Origin of the sequence: Alkalihalobacillus bogoriensis ATCC BAA-922, from assembly GCF_000621445.1 — a bacterium.
Classification (GTDB): domain Bacteria; phylum Bacillota; class Bacilli; order Bacillales; family Bacillaceae_F; genus Bacillus_AO; species Bacillus_AO bogoriense.
The window spans coordinates 243,837-260,388 of record NZ_JHYI01000006.1 but is presented as its reverse complement, the minus strand read 5'-3'; the positions used below and the strand labels follow the sequence as shown (position 1 = coordinate 260,388).

Here is a 16,552-nt window from a genome sequence, read left to right as displayed (position 1 = left end):
ATAAGTACATCTTAAATAAAAAAAAGCGTCGTTTTCATAAAAAAACGGAATATACGTCTGAAGCGAAAAAGTGTGTCTAAGAACACGGATATTTTTCGCTGAGATGATTGTTATTGATTGTTTTTGAAGAAAAATGAATTAAAGTGATTATTTTTGATTGATTATGATTGATTTCATGTTATAATGAATTTGTAAACGAGGTGAAAGTACATGTTAACGTTTGAGAGACAACAAATTATTTTAGAATTAGTAAAAGAAAAGCAAATCGTAAAAATACAAGAATTAGTTGATGCAACAAATGCTTCAGAGTCGACGATTCGCCGTGATTTAACAGAACTTGAAGAGCTGAATAAATTAAAGCGCATTCACGGGGGGGCATCATCGTTATCAAAACGTTTAGATGAACCGACAATTGCTGAAAAAGATACCCAAAACAAAGACGAAAAGAAAGCGATTGCAAAATATGCAGCAAGTTTGGTGGACGACCGAGATTGTATTTATTTAGATGCCGGCACAACAATGGCAGAGATGATTCCTTTTTTGCAGGAGAAAAACTGTGTTGTTGTGACAAATGGACTAAATCATATTTTTAGTTTAATAGAACATGGAATTGAAACTCATATAATCGGTGGAGCTGTTAAAGCGGGAACAAAGGCATCCATTGGACGAGGGGCGATTCAAGGACTAGAAAACTTTCGTTTCGATAAAGTATTTATTGGGACAAACGGAATTCATAGTAAATTCGGGTTAACGACACCTGACCCACAAGAAGCATTTGTGAAAGAAAAAGCGATTGAATGTTCTCATAAAGCGTTTGTTGTTGTTGATCACTCTAAGTTTGGAGAAACGTATTTTTCAAAGTTTGCCAATATTGAAAGTATGGTTGTGATTACAAGTTCCAACACATCTGAATCCGTCATCAAAGATATGAGAAGAAAAACAGAAGTGGAGGTGGTCCCTATATGATCTACACGGTTACGTTAAATCCATCCATTGATTATATCGTTTTCTCTGATATTCATTTAGGAGAGCTCAACCGGTCAAAAAAAGAAATGAAAAACCCTGGTGGAAAAGGGATCAATGTTTCAAGGGTGTTAAAACAATTAGGGGTGAATACAACGGCGACTGGTTTTCTTGGTGGATTTACGGGGGAGTTTATTAAACAAAAATTACAAGAAGAGCAAATCAAAACGGACTTCATTGAAATTCAAGAAGATACAAGAATTAATATAAAATTAAAAGGCATTCAAGAAACAGAAATTAACGGTTCTAGTCCTTTTATCGAAAGAAGCAAACATGAAGAGCTTGTATCGAAAATTTCAAAGGTAAGTGAACAGGATATCATCGTGTTAGGAGGAAGTGTACCTGCTTCACTACCATTAAACATTTATCAAACGATTAGTCAAAAAGGGAAAGAAAGAAAAGCAAAAATTGTACTTGATGCTAGTGGGGAAGCTTTTATCCATGGGCTAGAGGAACAGCCATTTTTAATAAAACCAAACCATCATGAACTCGGTGAATTATTTGGAGTAACAATTAGTTCAGTAAAAGAGGCCATTCCTTTTGGAAAAACACTATTAGATAAAGGAATTGAAAATATCATTGTTTCGTTTGCAAGTAAAGGTGCATTATTTATGAGTCAAACGAGCTGTTATATTGCAAATGTTCCTCGGGGGATTGTAAGAAATTCTGTTGGAGCAGGTGATTCTGTTGTAGCAGGTTTTTTAGAAACATATACAAAAACAAAAGATGTGAAAGAAGCGTTTCGTAATGGGGTAGCAGCTGGAAGTGCTAGCGCATTTTCAGAAGGATTTTGTACTAAAGAAGAAATTGAAAAGCTAAAAAAAGAAATCGAAATTGTAAGTCGATAAAGGGGGAGTAAAAATGAAAATTTCAGATTTATTAAAAAGAGATACGATTGTCTTGGAATTATCGGCAACAACAAAACAAGGAGTCATTGAGGAGCTTGTCAACAAATTAGATAGTGCTAGAAAACTATCCGACAAAAATCTTTTTAAAGAAGCAATTTTAGCAAGAGAGCTTCAAACGACAACAGGAATTGGCGAAGGAATCGCGATTCCACATGCGAAAACAGCAGCGGTGAGAACGCCAGCGATTGCCTTTGGTCGTTCAACAGCAGGAGTCGACTATGATTCTCTTGATGGGAAACCAAGTCATCTTGTCTTTATGATTGCAGCTAGCGAAGGCGCAAATAACGAGCATTTAGAAACGTTATCAAGGCTATCTACGTTGTTAATGGATACAGATTTTCGTCAAACGTTGTTAGAAGCAAAATCTGAAGCTGACATTATAAATGCAATTAATGAAAAAGAAGCTGAAAAAATAGCAGAAGAAACAAATACTGTTCAAGCGAAAGGGAGCAAAAAAGTGTTAGCGGTTACAGGGTGTCCGACTGGAATTGCTCATACGTATATGGCGGCCGATGCGCTGAAAGCAAAAGCAAAAGAGTTAGGCATTGAAATTAAGGTTGAGACAAATGGTTCAGGTGGGGTGAAAAATCGCTTAACCGAAGCAGAAATTGCAGAGGCCGATGCGATTATTGTCGCCGCTGATACGAAAGTAGAAATGAACCGTTTTTCTGGTAAACCGGTCATTCAAACAGGGGTTACCGACGGAATTCGGAAGCCACAACAATTACTAGAGGAAGCGATAAGTGGGAACGTCCCGTTATTTAAAGGAAGTGGAAAGTCAACAGAAAATAGTGGGAGTTCAAAAGGAAGCTTTTATAAGCATTTAATGAATGGTGTTTCTAACATGTTGCCATTTGTTGTTGGTGGTGGGATTTTAATTGCCATGTCATTTTTGTTTGGCATTCATTCTGCTGACCCAAATCACCCAAGTTATCATCCAATTGCAGAAATGCTCATGACGATTGGTGGCGGAAATGCGTTTCATTTAATGGTACCTGTGTTAGCTGCGTTTATTGCTATGAGTATTGCTGATCGTCCAGGGTTTGCACCAGGTATGGTCGGTGGTTTAATAGCGGCAACCGGTGGCGGTGGTTTCTTAGGTGGATTAATCGCCGGTTTCTTAGCGGGATATTTAGTTGTTTTCTTACAATATTTATTAAAAAACTTACCACGTTCCATTGAAGGAATAAAAACGATTTTACTCTATCCTGTATTGTCGATATTATTTACGGGGATTGTCATGTTAGGAATTGTTGGACCATTAAGCAGCTTTAATAGAATGCTTGAAGGCTGGTTAGGAGGAATGGGTACGACAAATGCGATTTTCTTAGGAATTATTTTAGGTGCGATGATGGCGCTTGATATGGGTGGACCGATAAATAAAGCTGCTTTTACATTTGGAATTGCAATGATTGATGCCGGAAACTTCGGACCACATGCAGCTATTATGGCTGGTGGTATGGTTCCTCCTTTAGGCATTGCCCTAGCTACATTTATGTTTAAACGCAAATTCACGAAACAAGAACGCGATGCTGGAAAAACAAACATTATTATGGGCGCGTCGTTTATTACAGAAGGTGCGATTCCATTTGCAGCTGCAGACCCAGCTCGAGTTATTCCTTCTATTGTTGTAGGTTCTGCTATTGCAGGGGGACTATCGATGCTATTTAATATTGGCTTACCAGCACCACATGGAGGAGCACTTGTCTTTTGGACACTAGAAGGAAGTTGGATATTATATACCTTAGCTATTCTCATTGGAGCCTTTGTGTCAGCCCTTATGCTAGGAATATTAAAGAAAAAAGTTTCGTAAGTAAACAGAAGGTTCGCCAAGGGAAATCCTTTAGCGAACCTTTTTTATAAAGATAAGAAAAAATTTTGGTATAGCAGTGAAGCTTTGAAAGCTTATTCTAGAAGAGCGAAGGCTGCGCACCTGCGCGTTTTACCCCAAGAAGAGAACTTGGGGTTCACTGTTAAAAGCGGGCAGGGCTCCGCACTTCGCTTGAAATGAAAAGACGCTTCCGCGTTTTTTCTTTATAGTTTATAATCAACGGTGTATAGTCAATGTTGACTAACGGTACAAAAAAAAATTATCCATTATTACGGATTGAAAATAGAGACCCTTGTTGATCTGAGCGGAACGAAACCGTCGTTATTAGTAAAAAAGCGATAAGGTATAGACCTAATATAAAAAGAGAGAAATAGGAGCTTTCGTTATGAACGAGGGCTTGAAGACCTTGAATAAAATAGTGGAACGGAAATAACTTCCCGATTAGGGCAAACCATGCTGGTGCATTTTCTAAAGAATAAAAGGCTTCACTTGTAAAAATCATCGGAAAGCACACTAGAGATGACACCATACTTACTTGCGCTTCATTCATAGAAAGATTAGCAATTAAAAAACCGAGAACCGTAAAGCATATTGTCGCAAAAATAAGCAATGCAGTTAAATTTAAAAAAGCGCCTACTGTAATAGAAAGGTTAAAGTAAAATAACCCAACAAAGAAAATGAAAAACGTGACAAGTAAAGAAATGAACGTGCGTGCTAAAGTTAAATGGGCAACAAATGCGATTGTTTTAAAAGGAGTTACTTGCAATAATTTATAAACACCTGTTGTTCGTTGTTGTAACACTTGAAACGCGACACCTTGGATACTCCAAAAAAGTGTACTAATCGCTACAACACCTGTTAGCACAACAGGACGATATGAAGGCTCATTAAAAAAGATAGAAAGACTAAAGAGTAGTACTAAAGGAAAGGCCACCGTATAAAACAATGTAATTCGGTCTCGCAATGAACTGATAGCTAATGTTTTGATAATTTGAAATGTCATTGAAGGTCACTCCTTGTTAAATAGAAATACACTTCATCTAATGTGTTTGCTTCATATGATTGACATAATTGCTCTGGTGAACCATGAGCGACAATTTGACCAGATTGAATAAAAATAACCCGATTTGCAAGTTTCGTTACTTCGTCCATATCATGTGAAGTAAATACAACCGTCTTACTTTGTTCTTTTAGTGCTTTAATCATGTCATGGATGTCTTTTCTAGAGCGAGGATCTAGTGCAGCCGTTGGTTCATCTAAAAAGACAAGCTTCGGATTATGAACAAGGGCAATCGCGATTGCTAATCGTTTCTGTTGTCCCCCCGATAGTTTACTAGCTTCTTTTTTTTCAACTTGTTGTAATCCACATAATTGAAGTAATGCCTGAATTTCTTGCTTTGACATCTTGACATAATAAAATGCGGCAAACATTTTAATATTTTCGATTACGTTTAATCCTGGAAAAAACGGCGTTGTTTGAAGCTGGACTCCGATATGTTTTAGATAAGAGGGAGTCCAATAATGGATCGACCCAGAGTCATATCGCCGAATTCCTAATAATGTTTCAATAAACGTCGTTTTCCCTGCACCATTTGGTCCGATTACAGCAATCATTTCTCCTTCTTCAATGGACAAATTAATTTGTTGTAATACTTCGGTTTTTTCATAAGACTTAGTAATGTTCTGACATTCAATTAATGTTTGAGACAACGCCTTCACCTCATTTATTTTTAGTAGTCAAACTCTCTTTAAGTTTTTTTACAAATGATAATTGAATTTCATAATGCAAAAACATATTTTCAAATAAAAGTAGGGTATGTTCTGGAACTTCAATCGCCTCCTCTTTGATTTTTTTCCCTATTTTCATCTGTTCATATTCTTGTTGTAATAATGTTTCTTGTTTATTTAACGCTTCAATGATTAAGTCATTTGATGCATAGGGGATGAATGATAGGGCTGTATAAAAAGTGGTTGGTAAAGAAGCTGAGCTTTCCGTTAAACCACTAATTAATAAATGTTTGAATTCTTCTTTTCCTTTTTCCGTAATTTGATAAATCGCTTTTGAACGATTACCTGTTTGTTCGACAGATTCAATTGCCACAAGCTGTTCCTTTTCCATTTTTTTTAAAGCGTGATAAATCGACCCGGGCAAAACGCCAGCCCATGTATCTGTCTGTGATTGCTGAAGATGCTGTTGCATTTCATAGCCAGACATTGATTTGTATAGTAAGAATCCTAGTACCATTAAGCGAGTTTTCATGTGCCACCTCTTCATAATCAATAATGTATAATCAACGTTGACTATAATATAAACTAAACTTTCCAAGTTGTAAAGGGTAAAGTGTAGTTTTTTTTACAAATAGGCTCTGTTGATATTTGAATTTAGCAAACGACCGTTCTATAATGCAGGAAAAAGTATGATTGTGAGTGATATGAACGGTTAAAAAGAAATGATTAAAGAGATTGAAAAACTAAGCACACATCTAGTTATGGTAAATAAACATGAGGAGAAATAATATGGGGGAGAAAAAAGTTCGTGGAGTTAAACGTAAATTTAATAATATGATTAAGCGTATTGAAGAAAATACGTTGGAATTTCCAACAGAATTTCACAATGGTTATTGGCATCTGCATCTACCAGTTGCTCAAAACTTTTTAAGTTCCGACAAAACACCAAAACAAATTAAACGACTTTGCATTCAAATACTATTGTATAGAGCTGAACATCTAATTGGTTTGAAGCCAAATGACAAAGAGAATTATAGAGTTGTAGTTGCAGTGGATGTACCAGCTTTATGGGGGTCACAAATTATAGTATTTAAAGGTGACTCGCATTTTAAAGATTTTTTTAATAGGAAAGACGAATATCAAAAGTGGCTTCATCTATCTGGTGATAGAAACATTCAAACGGAATGGGGATTATCTGTTCCTCCCGATTTGCAAATATTAGGTTTTAAAGAAGTAATTACTGATGAAGATGGATATCAGTATGGAGGTGAAATTTGGTTTATCGGGGAATTAATATAAATTTAAATAGAATCAAAATTCATATGTCCCTTTTCTAGAACAACCTTTCAAAGCTTCACTGCTACACAAAAATTTTTATACTTTCGTATATGTCAAAAAAAAACACCCTCCACTGTGGAAAGGGCGTTGCTTTGGTAATCGTTCGGACATCTGTTCCGCTAATGGAATAAAAAAGCAACGAAAATACGCTTGTTTTCTAGTTTAGCGGAACCAGTGTCCGTAAAGCTATGGAAAATAGTAAGTTTTATTTAAATAGAGGAATAGATGTCCGATAGTGGAGTGCAATCCAATAACTCGGGTTGTCTCGGAGTTATTTTGTATTCAGTTGTTTAAATCACCTAGTCTTAATTTGTTACGAGCTCTAATACATCACCGGTTTTGGCATCAACAGTAAACTCGTATTGAATGGAGTCATCGTTGGTCGTCATTGTTGTAATGCCACCGCGATAGACTGTATAGGCAAGATTATCTTTTTCAAGTGCTTCTGGAATCATGTGAATCCATGCGCCAGAAATATTATATTTTTCAGCTAAGTTTTGTTTAACAAGCTTTAACGCTTTTTCAGGCTGAATTTGGTTCGAATTGCTTTTTCTTGTTATGTAAATAGCGGCTGCCACCCCAATACCTACGCCTAATACAAATCGTTTCATTCCCACTTTACATTCCGCCTTTCATTTGATTAAGTTGCGTCTACCACTAGTATAACCAAATCTATATCGATTTCAAAACATGGCTCTTTTTCATTTTGCATATAAATGATATGATAGGAAAGTTGTCGAGGGTTCGAAATTCCCTCCCCTCGAAAAACAAAACTAGGGAGAGTGATAAAAATGGAATATATGATTCCGAAAAAAGTAGAAACGATAGACGTAGATATTCAGCGGCATGAGCTAAAGTACCACCATAAACGCGTGGCTGTAACAAAAGAATTTACGTTTGATGCTGCCCATCATTTGCACTGTTATGAAGGGAAATGCAAAAGTTTACATGGACACACGTACAAGCTTGTGATTACAATGAGTGGCTTTGTAAATGACATTGGGATTGTTGTAGACTTCGGTGATATTAAAAGAATTTTTAATGAGGAAATTAAAAATAAGCTTGATCACAGATATTTAAATGAAGTTTTACCAAATATGAATACAACCGCAGAAAATATGATTGTATGGATTTGGGAACAGCTCGATACAAAATTACAGCTAGAGGGAGTAAAGGAAAAGGGTACGCGATTAGAGTCACTAACGCTATATGAGACACCGACAAGCTATGCAATGGTGACGAGAGAATGGATGAGTGACAATGATTGAAGAAGTACCGTCAAAAGAAGAATATTGGGATTGGGAACTTCCAATGGTTGAAATCTTTGAAACGGTGGAAGGAGAAGGAAGTGCAGCTGGATTTCCAACGGTGTTTGTCCGAGTGTTTGGCTGTAATTTACGTTGCACGTGGTGTGATACAACGTATAGTTATGCTCCTGCCAAACCTGAGTTTCAAGCAACGATCGGTGACATTATAAATCGAATCTCTCAGTTTCATAGTAAGCGAATTTGTTTTACAGGGGGAGAGCCGCTACTACATGGGAAGAAGTCATTTGCTCTTCTTGAAGCGATGGCGCAACTAGATACGATTGTTGACATTCATGTTGAAACAAATGGTGCCATTCATTTGCAACCATATGCGAATTATAGGAAACAGAATGAACATTGGAGTAAAGTTCGGTTTGTGATGGATTATAAATTACAAGGATCTGGTGAAGAGAGTAAAATGGAACTAGAGAACTTCAACTACTTCTCCGAAAAAGATGAAATTAAATTTGTTATTGCCAATGATGATGATTTTACTAGAGCTAAAGAGATTATCTCTTCGTATCATAAAAAAGGACAAGTGCTGTTTAGCCCTGTTTGGGAGACAATGCCACCAAAAATATTAGTAGAAAAAGTGCTAGATGCGAAGTTATCTGATGTGAAAGTAAGCCTTCAGTTGCATAAAATTATTTGGGATCCTGAATTAAGGGGGGTATAATCGATGAAAAAAGCTGTTGTCGTGTTAAGTGGTGGATTAGATAGTACGACATGTATGGGAATGGCAAAAGAAAAAGGCTATGAGCTGTACCCGATTACTTTCCATTATGGTCAACGTCATAATATTGAAGTGGAACAAGCAAAAAAAGTAGCGTCTTCCTATGAAGTAAAAGACCATCGTATTGTAGACCTTAGTTTTTTACAGCAAATTGGTGGAAGTGCATTAACGGACGATACAATCGATGTCCCGACAGAAGCAACAGATGACATACCGTCAACATACGTTCCAGCTAGAAATATGATATTTTTAGCGTTAGCAAGTGCATACGCAGAAGTGATTGGGGCGACCGCAATCTATATTGGTGTATCTGCAGTTGATTATAGTGGTTACCCAGATTGTCGACCAGAATTTATTCAAAGTATGACAGAAACTGTAAATTTAGCGACGAAGCTAGGGGTGACTAGCGAAACACCTTTGTCGATTGAAACGCCGTTAATTCACTTAACAAAAAAGGAAACAATTGAAGAAGGACTTCGATTAGGCGTACCATACGAAATAACAACATCATGTTATAACGGAGGCACCAAGGCTTGTGGTGAATGTGATAGTTGTAAGCTGAGAATTAAAGGGTTTAAAGAAGCAGGAGCAAAAGATCCGATTCCATATATGATTCCTATTGAGTGGAATTAGACTTCAGACTGTCGAAGAAACATCGACAGTCTTTTTTGAAGTCAACGAGGCTATTTGTCAGGTGCCAATAGAACATAGGAAAATATGCATCTATCTATAAATAGTGGAATATATGGACGATAGCGGTGAAACCGATGTTTATTTTTTTCGTATACTTACATAGGGAGGGAGATTATGGTTAAATATGGAGTTATAATTGCAATTAGTCTTGTACTTATTATTATTGTGTTTGTAAGTGTAAGCACAATAATGAAGAATCAAATGGATATAGTAACCTTCTTACAAGAGGAAGAGGAGAAATCTTCTTTTGTATTTATTGAAAATGGCGAAACTAAAGTAGCAGTTAGACCAAATGAGTATATGCCATTAGCAAGCACAGTAAAAATAGTTGTCGCATTAGAATATGCTTTTCAAGTCGAAGAGGGCAAGATTAATAAAGAGGAGAAAGTGGAATTAACTGAGCTTGAGCGTTACTATGTTGAACGGTTAGATGGGGGAGCACATGAAGCATGGTTAGCTTATATTGAAGAACAAGAGATTGTAAATGATGGTATGGTTACGATAAGAGATATTGTAAGAGGAATGATTGGTTTTAGTTCAAATGCAAATACCGAATATATGATGGCAAAAGTAGGAGTAGAAAATATCGAAGCAAGGTTAGATAACTTAGGTGTACAATCACATTCACCGTTGTTCTTTTATGTCTCTGCCATGTATATACCGTATGAACTAAAAAAAGATAAAACTGTCAAACAAGCAAAAGAAGACATCGTAAAAGAAATAAACAAGATGAGCGATGAAGACATTGCCCGAATTTCTAAGGTCATTCATCAAAAAATAACAGAGGACGATACATATATACAAAACGCAGATATTTTAAGCTGGTGGGACAAAGAGTTTGACCAACTCTATTCAAAAATTTTTACGAAATCAACTACATATGAGTATGCAAACATGATGAATCAAATCAACCATCATCATTTTCCACCCATTGTTCAAGAAGAAGTAGAATACGCTCTAGGGATGATTATGGATAATCCTGAAAATCAAAAATGGTTACAGCGGGCAGGAAAAAAAGGCGGATCGACTCAGTATATACTGACAGATGCTTTATATGCAGAAGACAAGGAAGGGAATCGGTATGAACTTGCCATCTTTTTTCATAACGTAACACCAAAGGAAACGGAAAGCTTGATGAGACAATTAAACGAGTTTGAATTAAAATTATTAACCGACCCCGTGTACCGTGAAGAGGTGTTTACTCATTTACAAAATCACTAAATTGTGAGTTGGAGCAGATAAAACATATGATGAATAAACTGAAATTATTGTTTTATTCTTTTTTGGGGTTTGAGAAAGTTCACGAATTGGACCTTCCTGAAGAGGTGGTTGTTCAATTTGAACGTCTGTACGATTGTTATATTAAAAGCGGAAATGGTGAGCTATATTTATACGAACATCCATATCCGCTCCATTACTTCTTACGGTATCTTACCGAATATAAGCAAGTTGTTTTACATGGCTCTAATTTACCGGATATCCAAAGCTTTGAACCGAGAGCGTCCTCGCTCTTTAATATGAAGCCAATTAAAGCTGTGTTTGCCAGCTCTGATGGAATATGGCCTTTGTTTTTTGCGAGTGTCAACCGGTCGGTCGTTCCATCACTTCAGAATATTTGTTTGTCCGTTCCTACGAAAAAAGGGTGGAGACGATTCTATTATTTTTCCATTCAGACAACAGATGAAAAACAATGCTATAGCGACGGTACCATTTATATTTTACCGAAGGAGCCCTTTCAGCAAGGTGGAATTCGAGATGAATGGGTATGTGAGCAAGCTGTAAAGCCTTTAGCTAAAATAAGCGTCAGGAAAGATGACTTTCCATTTCTGGACGATGTAAATAGACACCAGGATACCGATTCATTTGCTAAAACGGTTATAAAATTACTAAATAAACCACCAAAAGGACGATAATATTATCGTCTTTTTGCTTGAGAATGATAGGGTTGAAACGATTCGGCGATTTGAATAAGATGTTCTATCGGAACTTCCTCCACCTGTTCACGTTTCCCGGGTTCTCTAGCACCGATATAATATAAGTCAAATAAGATTCCGTCATCTTCCCAGCTTAACATTTGCATGGCACCGTTAAACAAATAAAGCGCATGAACATCGTTTTCCATTTCTATTAATTTTTCTTCTTTATAGTGACTGTAGTTTTCTAATTGGACAGTCGTTGCTGGTTGCTGTTCTACTGAAATAACATCACCGGGATAATCCTTAAGAACATAATATACAATGATTGTTGTATCATCCTCTGAACGTTGTAACGGTCCGACGTCCATTTCTTCATAATGTATACTCTCTACTTCATAGGGCATATAGGTTGGAAATTGAATGGGTCTTTCAAACTTCTCTAGTTCTTTCCATTCCCTTAGCTGTTCCTCATGCACGAACCCAACTGTATTGTCTTGATGACTATATGGTAAAACGATGAATAAGAAAATGGCGAAGGACAGGAAGCCAGTTATGCCGAGTGTGATTCGGGTTCTTCTCCCAGTTGGTTTTCGTTCAGTATTCGTGTCCATTATTTGTATTGTTTCAACAATGGATTGCTTTGAATGTTCGGCAAGAGGAGGTTTCGGTAAAGACGATAATTTCTTCTCTAAATCATTATTCATTGAATTCTCCTCCAAGTTTTGTTTGTAAAGATAATTTAGCCCGATAATAGGTAGAGCGAACTTTATTTTCCGTCCATCCTAAAATAGTTGCTGTTTCTTGTACTGATATTTCTTTTATCCCACGTAAAATGACAACATCGCGATAGCTCGGTTTTAAAGTTTGAATCGCTCGATATATTGTTATTTTTTCTTCATATATAAGAAAATCTTCCTCGAGAGATTGGCTCGGTGTTTCAACCTCTTTATGTAGAAAGGAAAAAGGGAATTTTTGTTTTTTCTTTATTGCATCTGTGGCGACATTTCTTCCAATCGTATAGAGCCATGTTTTTGGTGAAGCCTCCTCTTTGTAGCCTTCAAAGCCATTCATCGCACGAATAAAAACTTCTTGTACTAAATCTTCTGCTTCGGCTATACCGACCCGATAAAGGAAATAGTGGTAGAGATCGTCACTAAATTCATAAAACCATGTTGTAATCACATCTTTTTTCTCCAAGTAATTAGTCCCCTTTCTCTCTTTCTATATTAGACTGTATTTGTTTCATTTTATCGCACTTTTTTTAAAAGATAAGAAAGATAAAAATATTAGTATAGCAATGAAGCTTTGAAAGCTTATTCTGGAAGAGCGAAGGCTGCGCACCTGCGCGTTTCACCCCAAGAAAAGCACTTGGGGTTCACTGTTAAAAGCGGGCAGGGATCCGCACTTCGCTTGAAAGAAAAGACACTCCGCGTTTTTCTTTAATAAAAATAGGATAGCTAGAATAAGAGCAAGAGAAAGTTGTGGAAATCAAGCCAGCGTTTCGGTAAAATGGGGGTATACATAAAATTCTTCGAGACACGAAAGGAGTAATTGGATGAATAAAGAGACGTTAGACCTTTTTAAAACATTAACGGAATTACCAGGGGCTCCAGGATTTGAACATGAGGTCCGCCGTTTTGTTCGTGGCGAGTTAACAAAATACGCAGATGAAGTCGTTCAAGACCGATTAGGAAGTATTTTCGGTGTAAAAAAAGGAAATGAAGCTGGTCCAACGGTTATGGTTGCAGGACATATGGATGAAGTTGGATTTATGGTTACGAATATTAATAAAAAAGGTTTAATTAGCTTTCAAACTTTAGGGGGTTGGTGGAGCCAAGTTCTTTTAGCACAACGGGTGCAAATTATAACAGACAATGGTCCAGTAATTGGAGTTATCGGCTCAACGCCACCACATTTATTACAAGAATCACAACGCGCCAAACCGATGAACATAAAAGAAATGTACATTGATATCGGGGCAGATGATAAAGCAGATGCTGAAAAAATCGGGGTTAAGCCTGGTCAACAAATCGTACCAATTTGTCCATTTACACCGATGGCAAATGACAAGAAAATTTTAGCGAAGTCATGGGATAATCGCTATGGTGTTGGTCTTTCCATTGAACTTTTAAAAGAGTTACAAGGAAAAGAAATCCCGAATGTATTATATTCTGGTGCGACGGTTCAAGAAGAAGTGGGGTTACGAGGAGCGGCAACTGCTGCTCAAATGATTAAACCTGATATATTTTATGCATTAGATGCAAGCCCTGCAAATGATGCAACAGGTGGAAAAGACGCATTTGGAAAATTGGGCCAAGGGGCATTGCTTCGTATTTATGACCGTTCCATGATTACACATCAAGGAATGAAAGAATTTGTGTTAGATACAGCAGAGTCAAATAACATCCCGTATCAATATTTTATTTCTCAAGGTGGAACAGACGCTGGTCGCGTTCACATTAGTAATAATGGTGTTCCATCGATTGTTGTTGGGGTTTGCTCGCGTTATATTCATACCCATGCTTCTATTATTCATGTCGATGATTACGCCGCAGCAAAAGAACTATTAACAAAACTAGTGTTAACAACAGATAAAAATGCGGTAGAGTTTATTAATAAAGGCGTGTAAACATATAAAAAAGATGACCATCCTTACATTGATGGTCATCTTTTTCTGTGAGAACAGTAACGGACATTTGTTCCGCTATTTTGTTAAAATGAGTAATATTTGAAATGCTATCGGACATCAGTTCCGTTAATGTATCGATTTTTAGGATATAAGCATTGATTATTAAAAGTTAACGGAATAGATGTCCGAAACATACTAACAAATGTGCTTTTTAGCTAAAATAGCGGAATATATGTCCTTAAAACTATAAAAAGTCACGTTACTCCGTTTCAAATATATAAGAAAGTGCTTGGAGCGCTTGTTCTGGTGTTTCAACGACAACTTGTGCTTTATTGGCAAGTTCTTTTAATGGATGATGAAGATGCTCTGGTCGAATTAAGATGAGTGGTTTTTGGAGCGCGATAGCAGTAGCGGCATCCATGGCACTATTCCATTGTTTATACTTATCACCAAAAAGCGCAATGACAACATCGGCTTTTTGTAGTAAAACTTGAGTTCGTAAGTTATTAATGGCTGAAGCGGCCTCATCTTTCAAAATAGGTGTAGGCTGCTGTCCTAATATTTCTTCCCCGATATCGTCAGAACGATCATGGTTTTCCATTGGTCCTGTAAAGTGAAGGGGTAGATTTCTTTTGTGGGCGAGTTCCTTTATTTGTTGTCTCCAGTTATCATGAATTTGTCCTGCTAAATAAACATATAATTCCATCTTGCATCCTCCTTGAATACGTTCTTTTTAAAAAGTGTATCATGGATAGCCTATGAATAAAAACTCAACACACTCGACAAAGAATCTTATTTTTCTTGTCAAGGGAAAGTGTTTCAATGTATGATGAAAAATAGGGAAAAGGTAATGATTTTTTTATTATGAGAGGAGCGTTTACTTTGTTTCCAAAAAAAATCGGGTTGATAATGTTATCTATATTTCTTTTAATAGGTTGTCAGGCGACAACAGAAGAGTTACTCGACTCCTCTAACACAATATTTGAAGAAAGCTTTGTTCAACAATATGATGGAGAACAAGTGGAGCTAGAGCAAATTAAGTTTTCACTACCTGCTAATATGGAAGTTCAAGAAGAAACAGAATATAATGTTCTTTTAAAAGATGGGGAACAATTGTATTTACTTTTTTTTAATCCAGCTGAGGCAGATGATAGTCAATTGAATTTTGTAAGAGACCAACAGCACGAAGAGGAAGCCCTTTTATTTGAAACGATTGAAGACAAGGGGAAATTTGCTTATCTATTAGTAACGCAAGAAGAAGACAAACAATTTAAAGCGATTATTGGTATCGGTGGAGCGAAATTGACTACAATAACTACAGACAGAAACCTTGAAGAAAGTACAACAGCAATGTTGGAAATTCTTCATACAATCGAGTATAAATAAGTCCTGTCGTAGGAGGAAAAGCAATTGAACGATTTTTTAGCAAAAAAAGGAATTGAATTCCACTGGCGTACGTATTTTATAACTGCTCTAAGCTATATGGCTTTAGGGCTGTTTTCTTCGTTAATTATTGGTTTAATTATTCGAACGATAGGACAAATCCCGCAGCTTGGAACTCATCTTCCCGGTATAGCCGATTTTCTTCAAAATATGGGGACGTTAGCAATGGGATTGATGGGTCCAGCAATTGGTGTTGCGGTTGCTTATGGTTTAAAAGCACCAAGACTTGTTGTTTTTGCTGCAGTCGTAAGTGGAGCAGCTGGGGCAGAATTAGGTGGACCGGCAGGCGCTTTTATTAGTGCAGTCATTTCAGCAGAATTAGGGAAATTAGTTTCAAAGGAAACAAAAGTTGATATTATTGTGACCCCATTTGTTACGATTTTTTCTGGTTTCTTTGTGGCAACGTTTATAGGACCATGGATCCAATCGGGGATGACATCGTTTGGTAATATTATTATGTGGGCGACAGAGCAGCAGCCTTTTGTTATGGGAATTATTGTAGCCGTCCTTATGGGATTAGCGTTAACGGCTCCGATTTCAAGTGCAGCGATTGCGATTATGCTTGAGTTAGAAGGGGTTGCGGCAGGAGCTGCCACAGTCGGGTGTGCCTCTCAAATGATTGGATTTGCAGTAAGTAGTTATCGTGAAAATAAATGGTCTGGATTAATAGCTATTGGAATTGGGACATCGATGTTGCAAGTGCCGAATATCGTAAAAAATCCAAGAATTTTACTTCCGCCTACGATAGCCGGAGCCATCTTAGCACCTATAGCAACGACGGTATTTGTGATGACAAATAATCCTGCTGGTGCTGGAATGGGAACGAGTGGATTTGTTGGCCAAATCATGACATTCACACATATGGGTTTTTCTTGGAATGTCTTCTGGGGTGTTTTTCTCCTTCACTTTATTGGACCTGCGATGATTAGTTTTGTACTATCGGAATGGTTCCGTAAGTTAGGATGGATTAAGCTAGGTGATATGAAAATCGAACAATAATGAG

19 protein-coding genes are annotated in these 16,552 nt (G+C 37.0%); 12 read left to right on the top strand and 7 right to left on the bottom strand.

Annotation, left to right across the window (positions count from 1 at the left end; genetic code table 11):
• The first annotated feature begins 210 nt into the window (after positions 1 to 210).
• The 3 genes from T323_RS0101290 to T323_RS0101280 are packed head-to-tail and all read left to right on the top strand — an operon-like array spanning position 211 to position 3,744.
• Positions 211 to 966 (top strand): DeoR/GlpR family DNA-binding transcription regulator, encoded by a 756-nt coding sequence (locus T323_RS0101290; RefSeq protein WP_026671673.1) that lies wholly within the window; start codon positions 211 to 213, stop codon positions 964 to 966.
• Positions 963 to 1,871, top strand: a complete 909-nt coding sequence (gene pfkB, locus T323_RS0101285) for a 1-phosphofructokinase (protein WP_026671672.1) — start codon at positions 963 to 965, stop codon at positions 1,869 to 1,871. Before T323_RS0101290 ends, pfkB begins: the two co-directional genes overlap by 4 nt.
• Positions 1,872 to 1,884: 13 nt before the next feature.
• Positions 1,885 to 3,744, top strand: coding sequence for a PTS fructose transporter subunit IIABC (locus T323_RS0101280; RefSeq protein WP_026671671.1), 1,860 nt, complete (start codon positions 1,885 to 1,887; stop codon positions 3,742 to 3,744).
• Between the two features lie 277 nt (positions 3,745 to 4,021).
• Here the strand turns inward: T323_RS0101280 and T323_RS25610 are convergent, their stop codons facing one another.
• From T323_RS25610 to T323_RS0101265, 3 genes are read right to left on the bottom strand one after another with little or no spacing between them, the layout of a single operon-like run.
• The gene (locus T323_RS25610) at positions 4,022 to 4,765 is read right to left on the bottom strand and encodes an ABC transporter permease (protein WP_051556286.1); all 744 of its coding nucleotides are present in this window, start codon (positions 4,763 to 4,765) and stop codon (positions 4,022 to 4,024) included.
• A complete protein-coding gene (locus T323_RS0101270) occupies positions 4,762 to 5,472 on the bottom strand; it encodes an ABC transporter ATP-binding protein (protein ID WP_035177205.1) in 711 nt (236 codons plus the stop codon). Before T323_RS0101270 ends, T323_RS25610 begins: the two co-directional genes overlap by 4 nt.
• Positions 5,473 to 5,482: 10 nt before the next feature.
• Positions 5,483 to 6,022 (bottom strand): PadR family transcriptional regulator, encoded by a 540-nt coding sequence (locus tag T323_RS0101265; protein ID WP_035177204.1) that lies wholly within the window; start codon positions 6,020 to 6,022, stop codon positions 5,483 to 5,485.
• Between the two features lie 257 nt (positions 6,023 to 6,279).
• Between T323_RS0101265 and T323_RS0101260 the strand changes: the two genes are divergently transcribed.
• Complete coding sequence (locus T323_RS0101260; RefSeq protein WP_026671668.1) at positions 6,280 to 6,789, top strand: DUF3916 domain-containing protein; 510 nt, start codon at positions 6,280 to 6,282, stop codon at positions 6,787 to 6,789.
• Between the two features lie 344 nt (positions 6,790 to 7,133).
• Here the strand turns inward: T323_RS0101260 and T323_RS0101255 are convergent, their stop codons facing one another.
• The gene (locus T323_RS0101255; RefSeq protein ID WP_035177346.1) at positions 7,134 to 7,439 is read right to left on the bottom strand and encodes a PepSY domain-containing protein; all 306 of its coding nucleotides are present in this window, start codon (positions 7,437 to 7,439) and stop codon (positions 7,134 to 7,136) included.
• A 180-nt stretch (positions 7,440 to 7,619) separates the two neighbouring features.
• On the opposite strand from T323_RS0101255, the gene queD reads away from it, so the two are divergent.
• The 5 genes from queD to T323_RS25600 all read left to right on the top strand — a co-directional run bounded on the left by queD (position 7,620) and on the right by T323_RS25600 (position 11,474).
• Positions 7,620 to 8,096, top strand: coding sequence for a 6-carboxytetrahydropterin synthase QueD (gene queD / locus T323_RS0101250; protein ID WP_026671666.1), 477 nt, complete (start codon positions 7,620 to 7,622; stop codon positions 8,094 to 8,096).
• Positions 8,089 to 8,811 (top strand): 7-carboxy-7-deazaguanine synthase QueE, encoded by a 723-nt coding sequence (locus tag T323_RS29280; RefSeq protein WP_026671665.1) that lies wholly within the window; start codon positions 8,089 to 8,091, stop codon positions 8,809 to 8,811. Before queD ends, T323_RS29280 begins: the two co-directional genes overlap by 8 nt.
• A gap of 3 nt (positions 8,812 to 8,814) precedes the next feature.
• Positions 8,815 to 9,501, top strand: coding sequence for a 7-cyano-7-deazaguanine synthase QueC (queC, locus tag T323_RS29275; protein ID WP_026671664.1), 687 nt, complete (start codon positions 8,815 to 8,817; stop codon positions 9,499 to 9,501).
• A gap of 174 nt (positions 9,502 to 9,675) precedes the next feature.
• Entirely contained in the window at positions 9,676 to 10,782 is a 1,107-nt protein-coding gene (locus T323_RS25605) for a serine hydrolase (protein ID WP_051556285.1), read from the top strand.
• Between the two features lie 26 nt (positions 10,783 to 10,808).
• Entirely contained in the window at positions 10,809 to 11,474 is a 666-nt protein-coding gene (locus tag T323_RS25600) for a hypothetical protein (RefSeq protein ID WP_051556284.1), read from the top strand.
• A gap of 2 nt (positions 11,475 to 11,476) precedes the next feature.
• On the opposite strand, the gene T323_RS0101225 is transcribed toward T323_RS25600, so the two are convergent.
• Together T323_RS0101225 and T323_RS0101220 are read right to left on the bottom strand one after the other, a co-directional pair.
• The gene (locus T323_RS0101225; RefSeq protein WP_026671663.1) at positions 11,477 to 12,181 is read right to left on the bottom strand and encodes a hypothetical protein; all 705 of its coding nucleotides are present in this window, start codon (positions 12,179 to 12,181) and stop codon (positions 11,477 to 11,479) included.
• Positions 12,174 to 12,674, bottom strand: a complete 501-nt coding sequence (locus T323_RS0101220; RefSeq protein WP_026671662.1) for an RNA polymerase sigma factor — start codon at positions 12,672 to 12,674, stop codon at positions 12,174 to 12,176. The genes T323_RS0101225 and T323_RS0101220 overlap by 8 nt, the downstream gene beginning before the upstream one ends.
• Before the next feature lie 358 nt (positions 12,675 to 13,032).
• On the opposite strand from T323_RS0101220, the gene T323_RS0101215 reads away from it, so the two are divergent.
• A complete protein-coding gene (locus T323_RS0101215; RefSeq protein ID WP_026671661.1) occupies positions 13,033 to 14,106 on the top strand; it encodes a M42 family metallopeptidase in 1,074 nt (357 codons plus the stop codon).
• A 259-nt stretch (positions 14,107 to 14,365) separates the two neighbouring features.
• Here the strand turns inward: T323_RS0101215 and T323_RS0101210 are convergent, their stop codons facing one another.
• The gene (locus T323_RS0101210) at positions 14,366 to 14,812 is read right to left on the bottom strand and encodes a YtoQ family protein (protein ID WP_026671660.1); all 447 of its coding nucleotides are present in this window, start codon (positions 14,810 to 14,812) and stop codon (positions 14,366 to 14,368) included.
• 176 nt (positions 14,813 to 14,988) lie between these two features.
• Between T323_RS0101210 and T323_RS0101205 the strand changes: the two genes are divergently transcribed.
• Together T323_RS0101205 and T323_RS0101200 are read left to right on the top strand one after the other, a co-directional pair.
• Positions 14,989 to 15,492 (top strand): hypothetical protein, encoded by a 504-nt coding sequence (locus T323_RS0101205; RefSeq protein WP_026671659.1) that lies wholly within the window; start codon positions 14,989 to 14,991, stop codon positions 15,490 to 15,492.
• 24 nt (positions 15,493 to 15,516) lie between these two features.
• On the top strand, positions 15,517 to 16,548 hold the full coding sequence (locus tag T323_RS0101200) for a PTS sugar transporter subunit IIC (protein WP_026671658.1): 1,032 nt from the start codon (positions 15,517 to 15,519) through the stop codon (positions 16,546 to 16,548).
• Positions 16,549 to 16,552 lie beyond the last annotated feature (4 nt).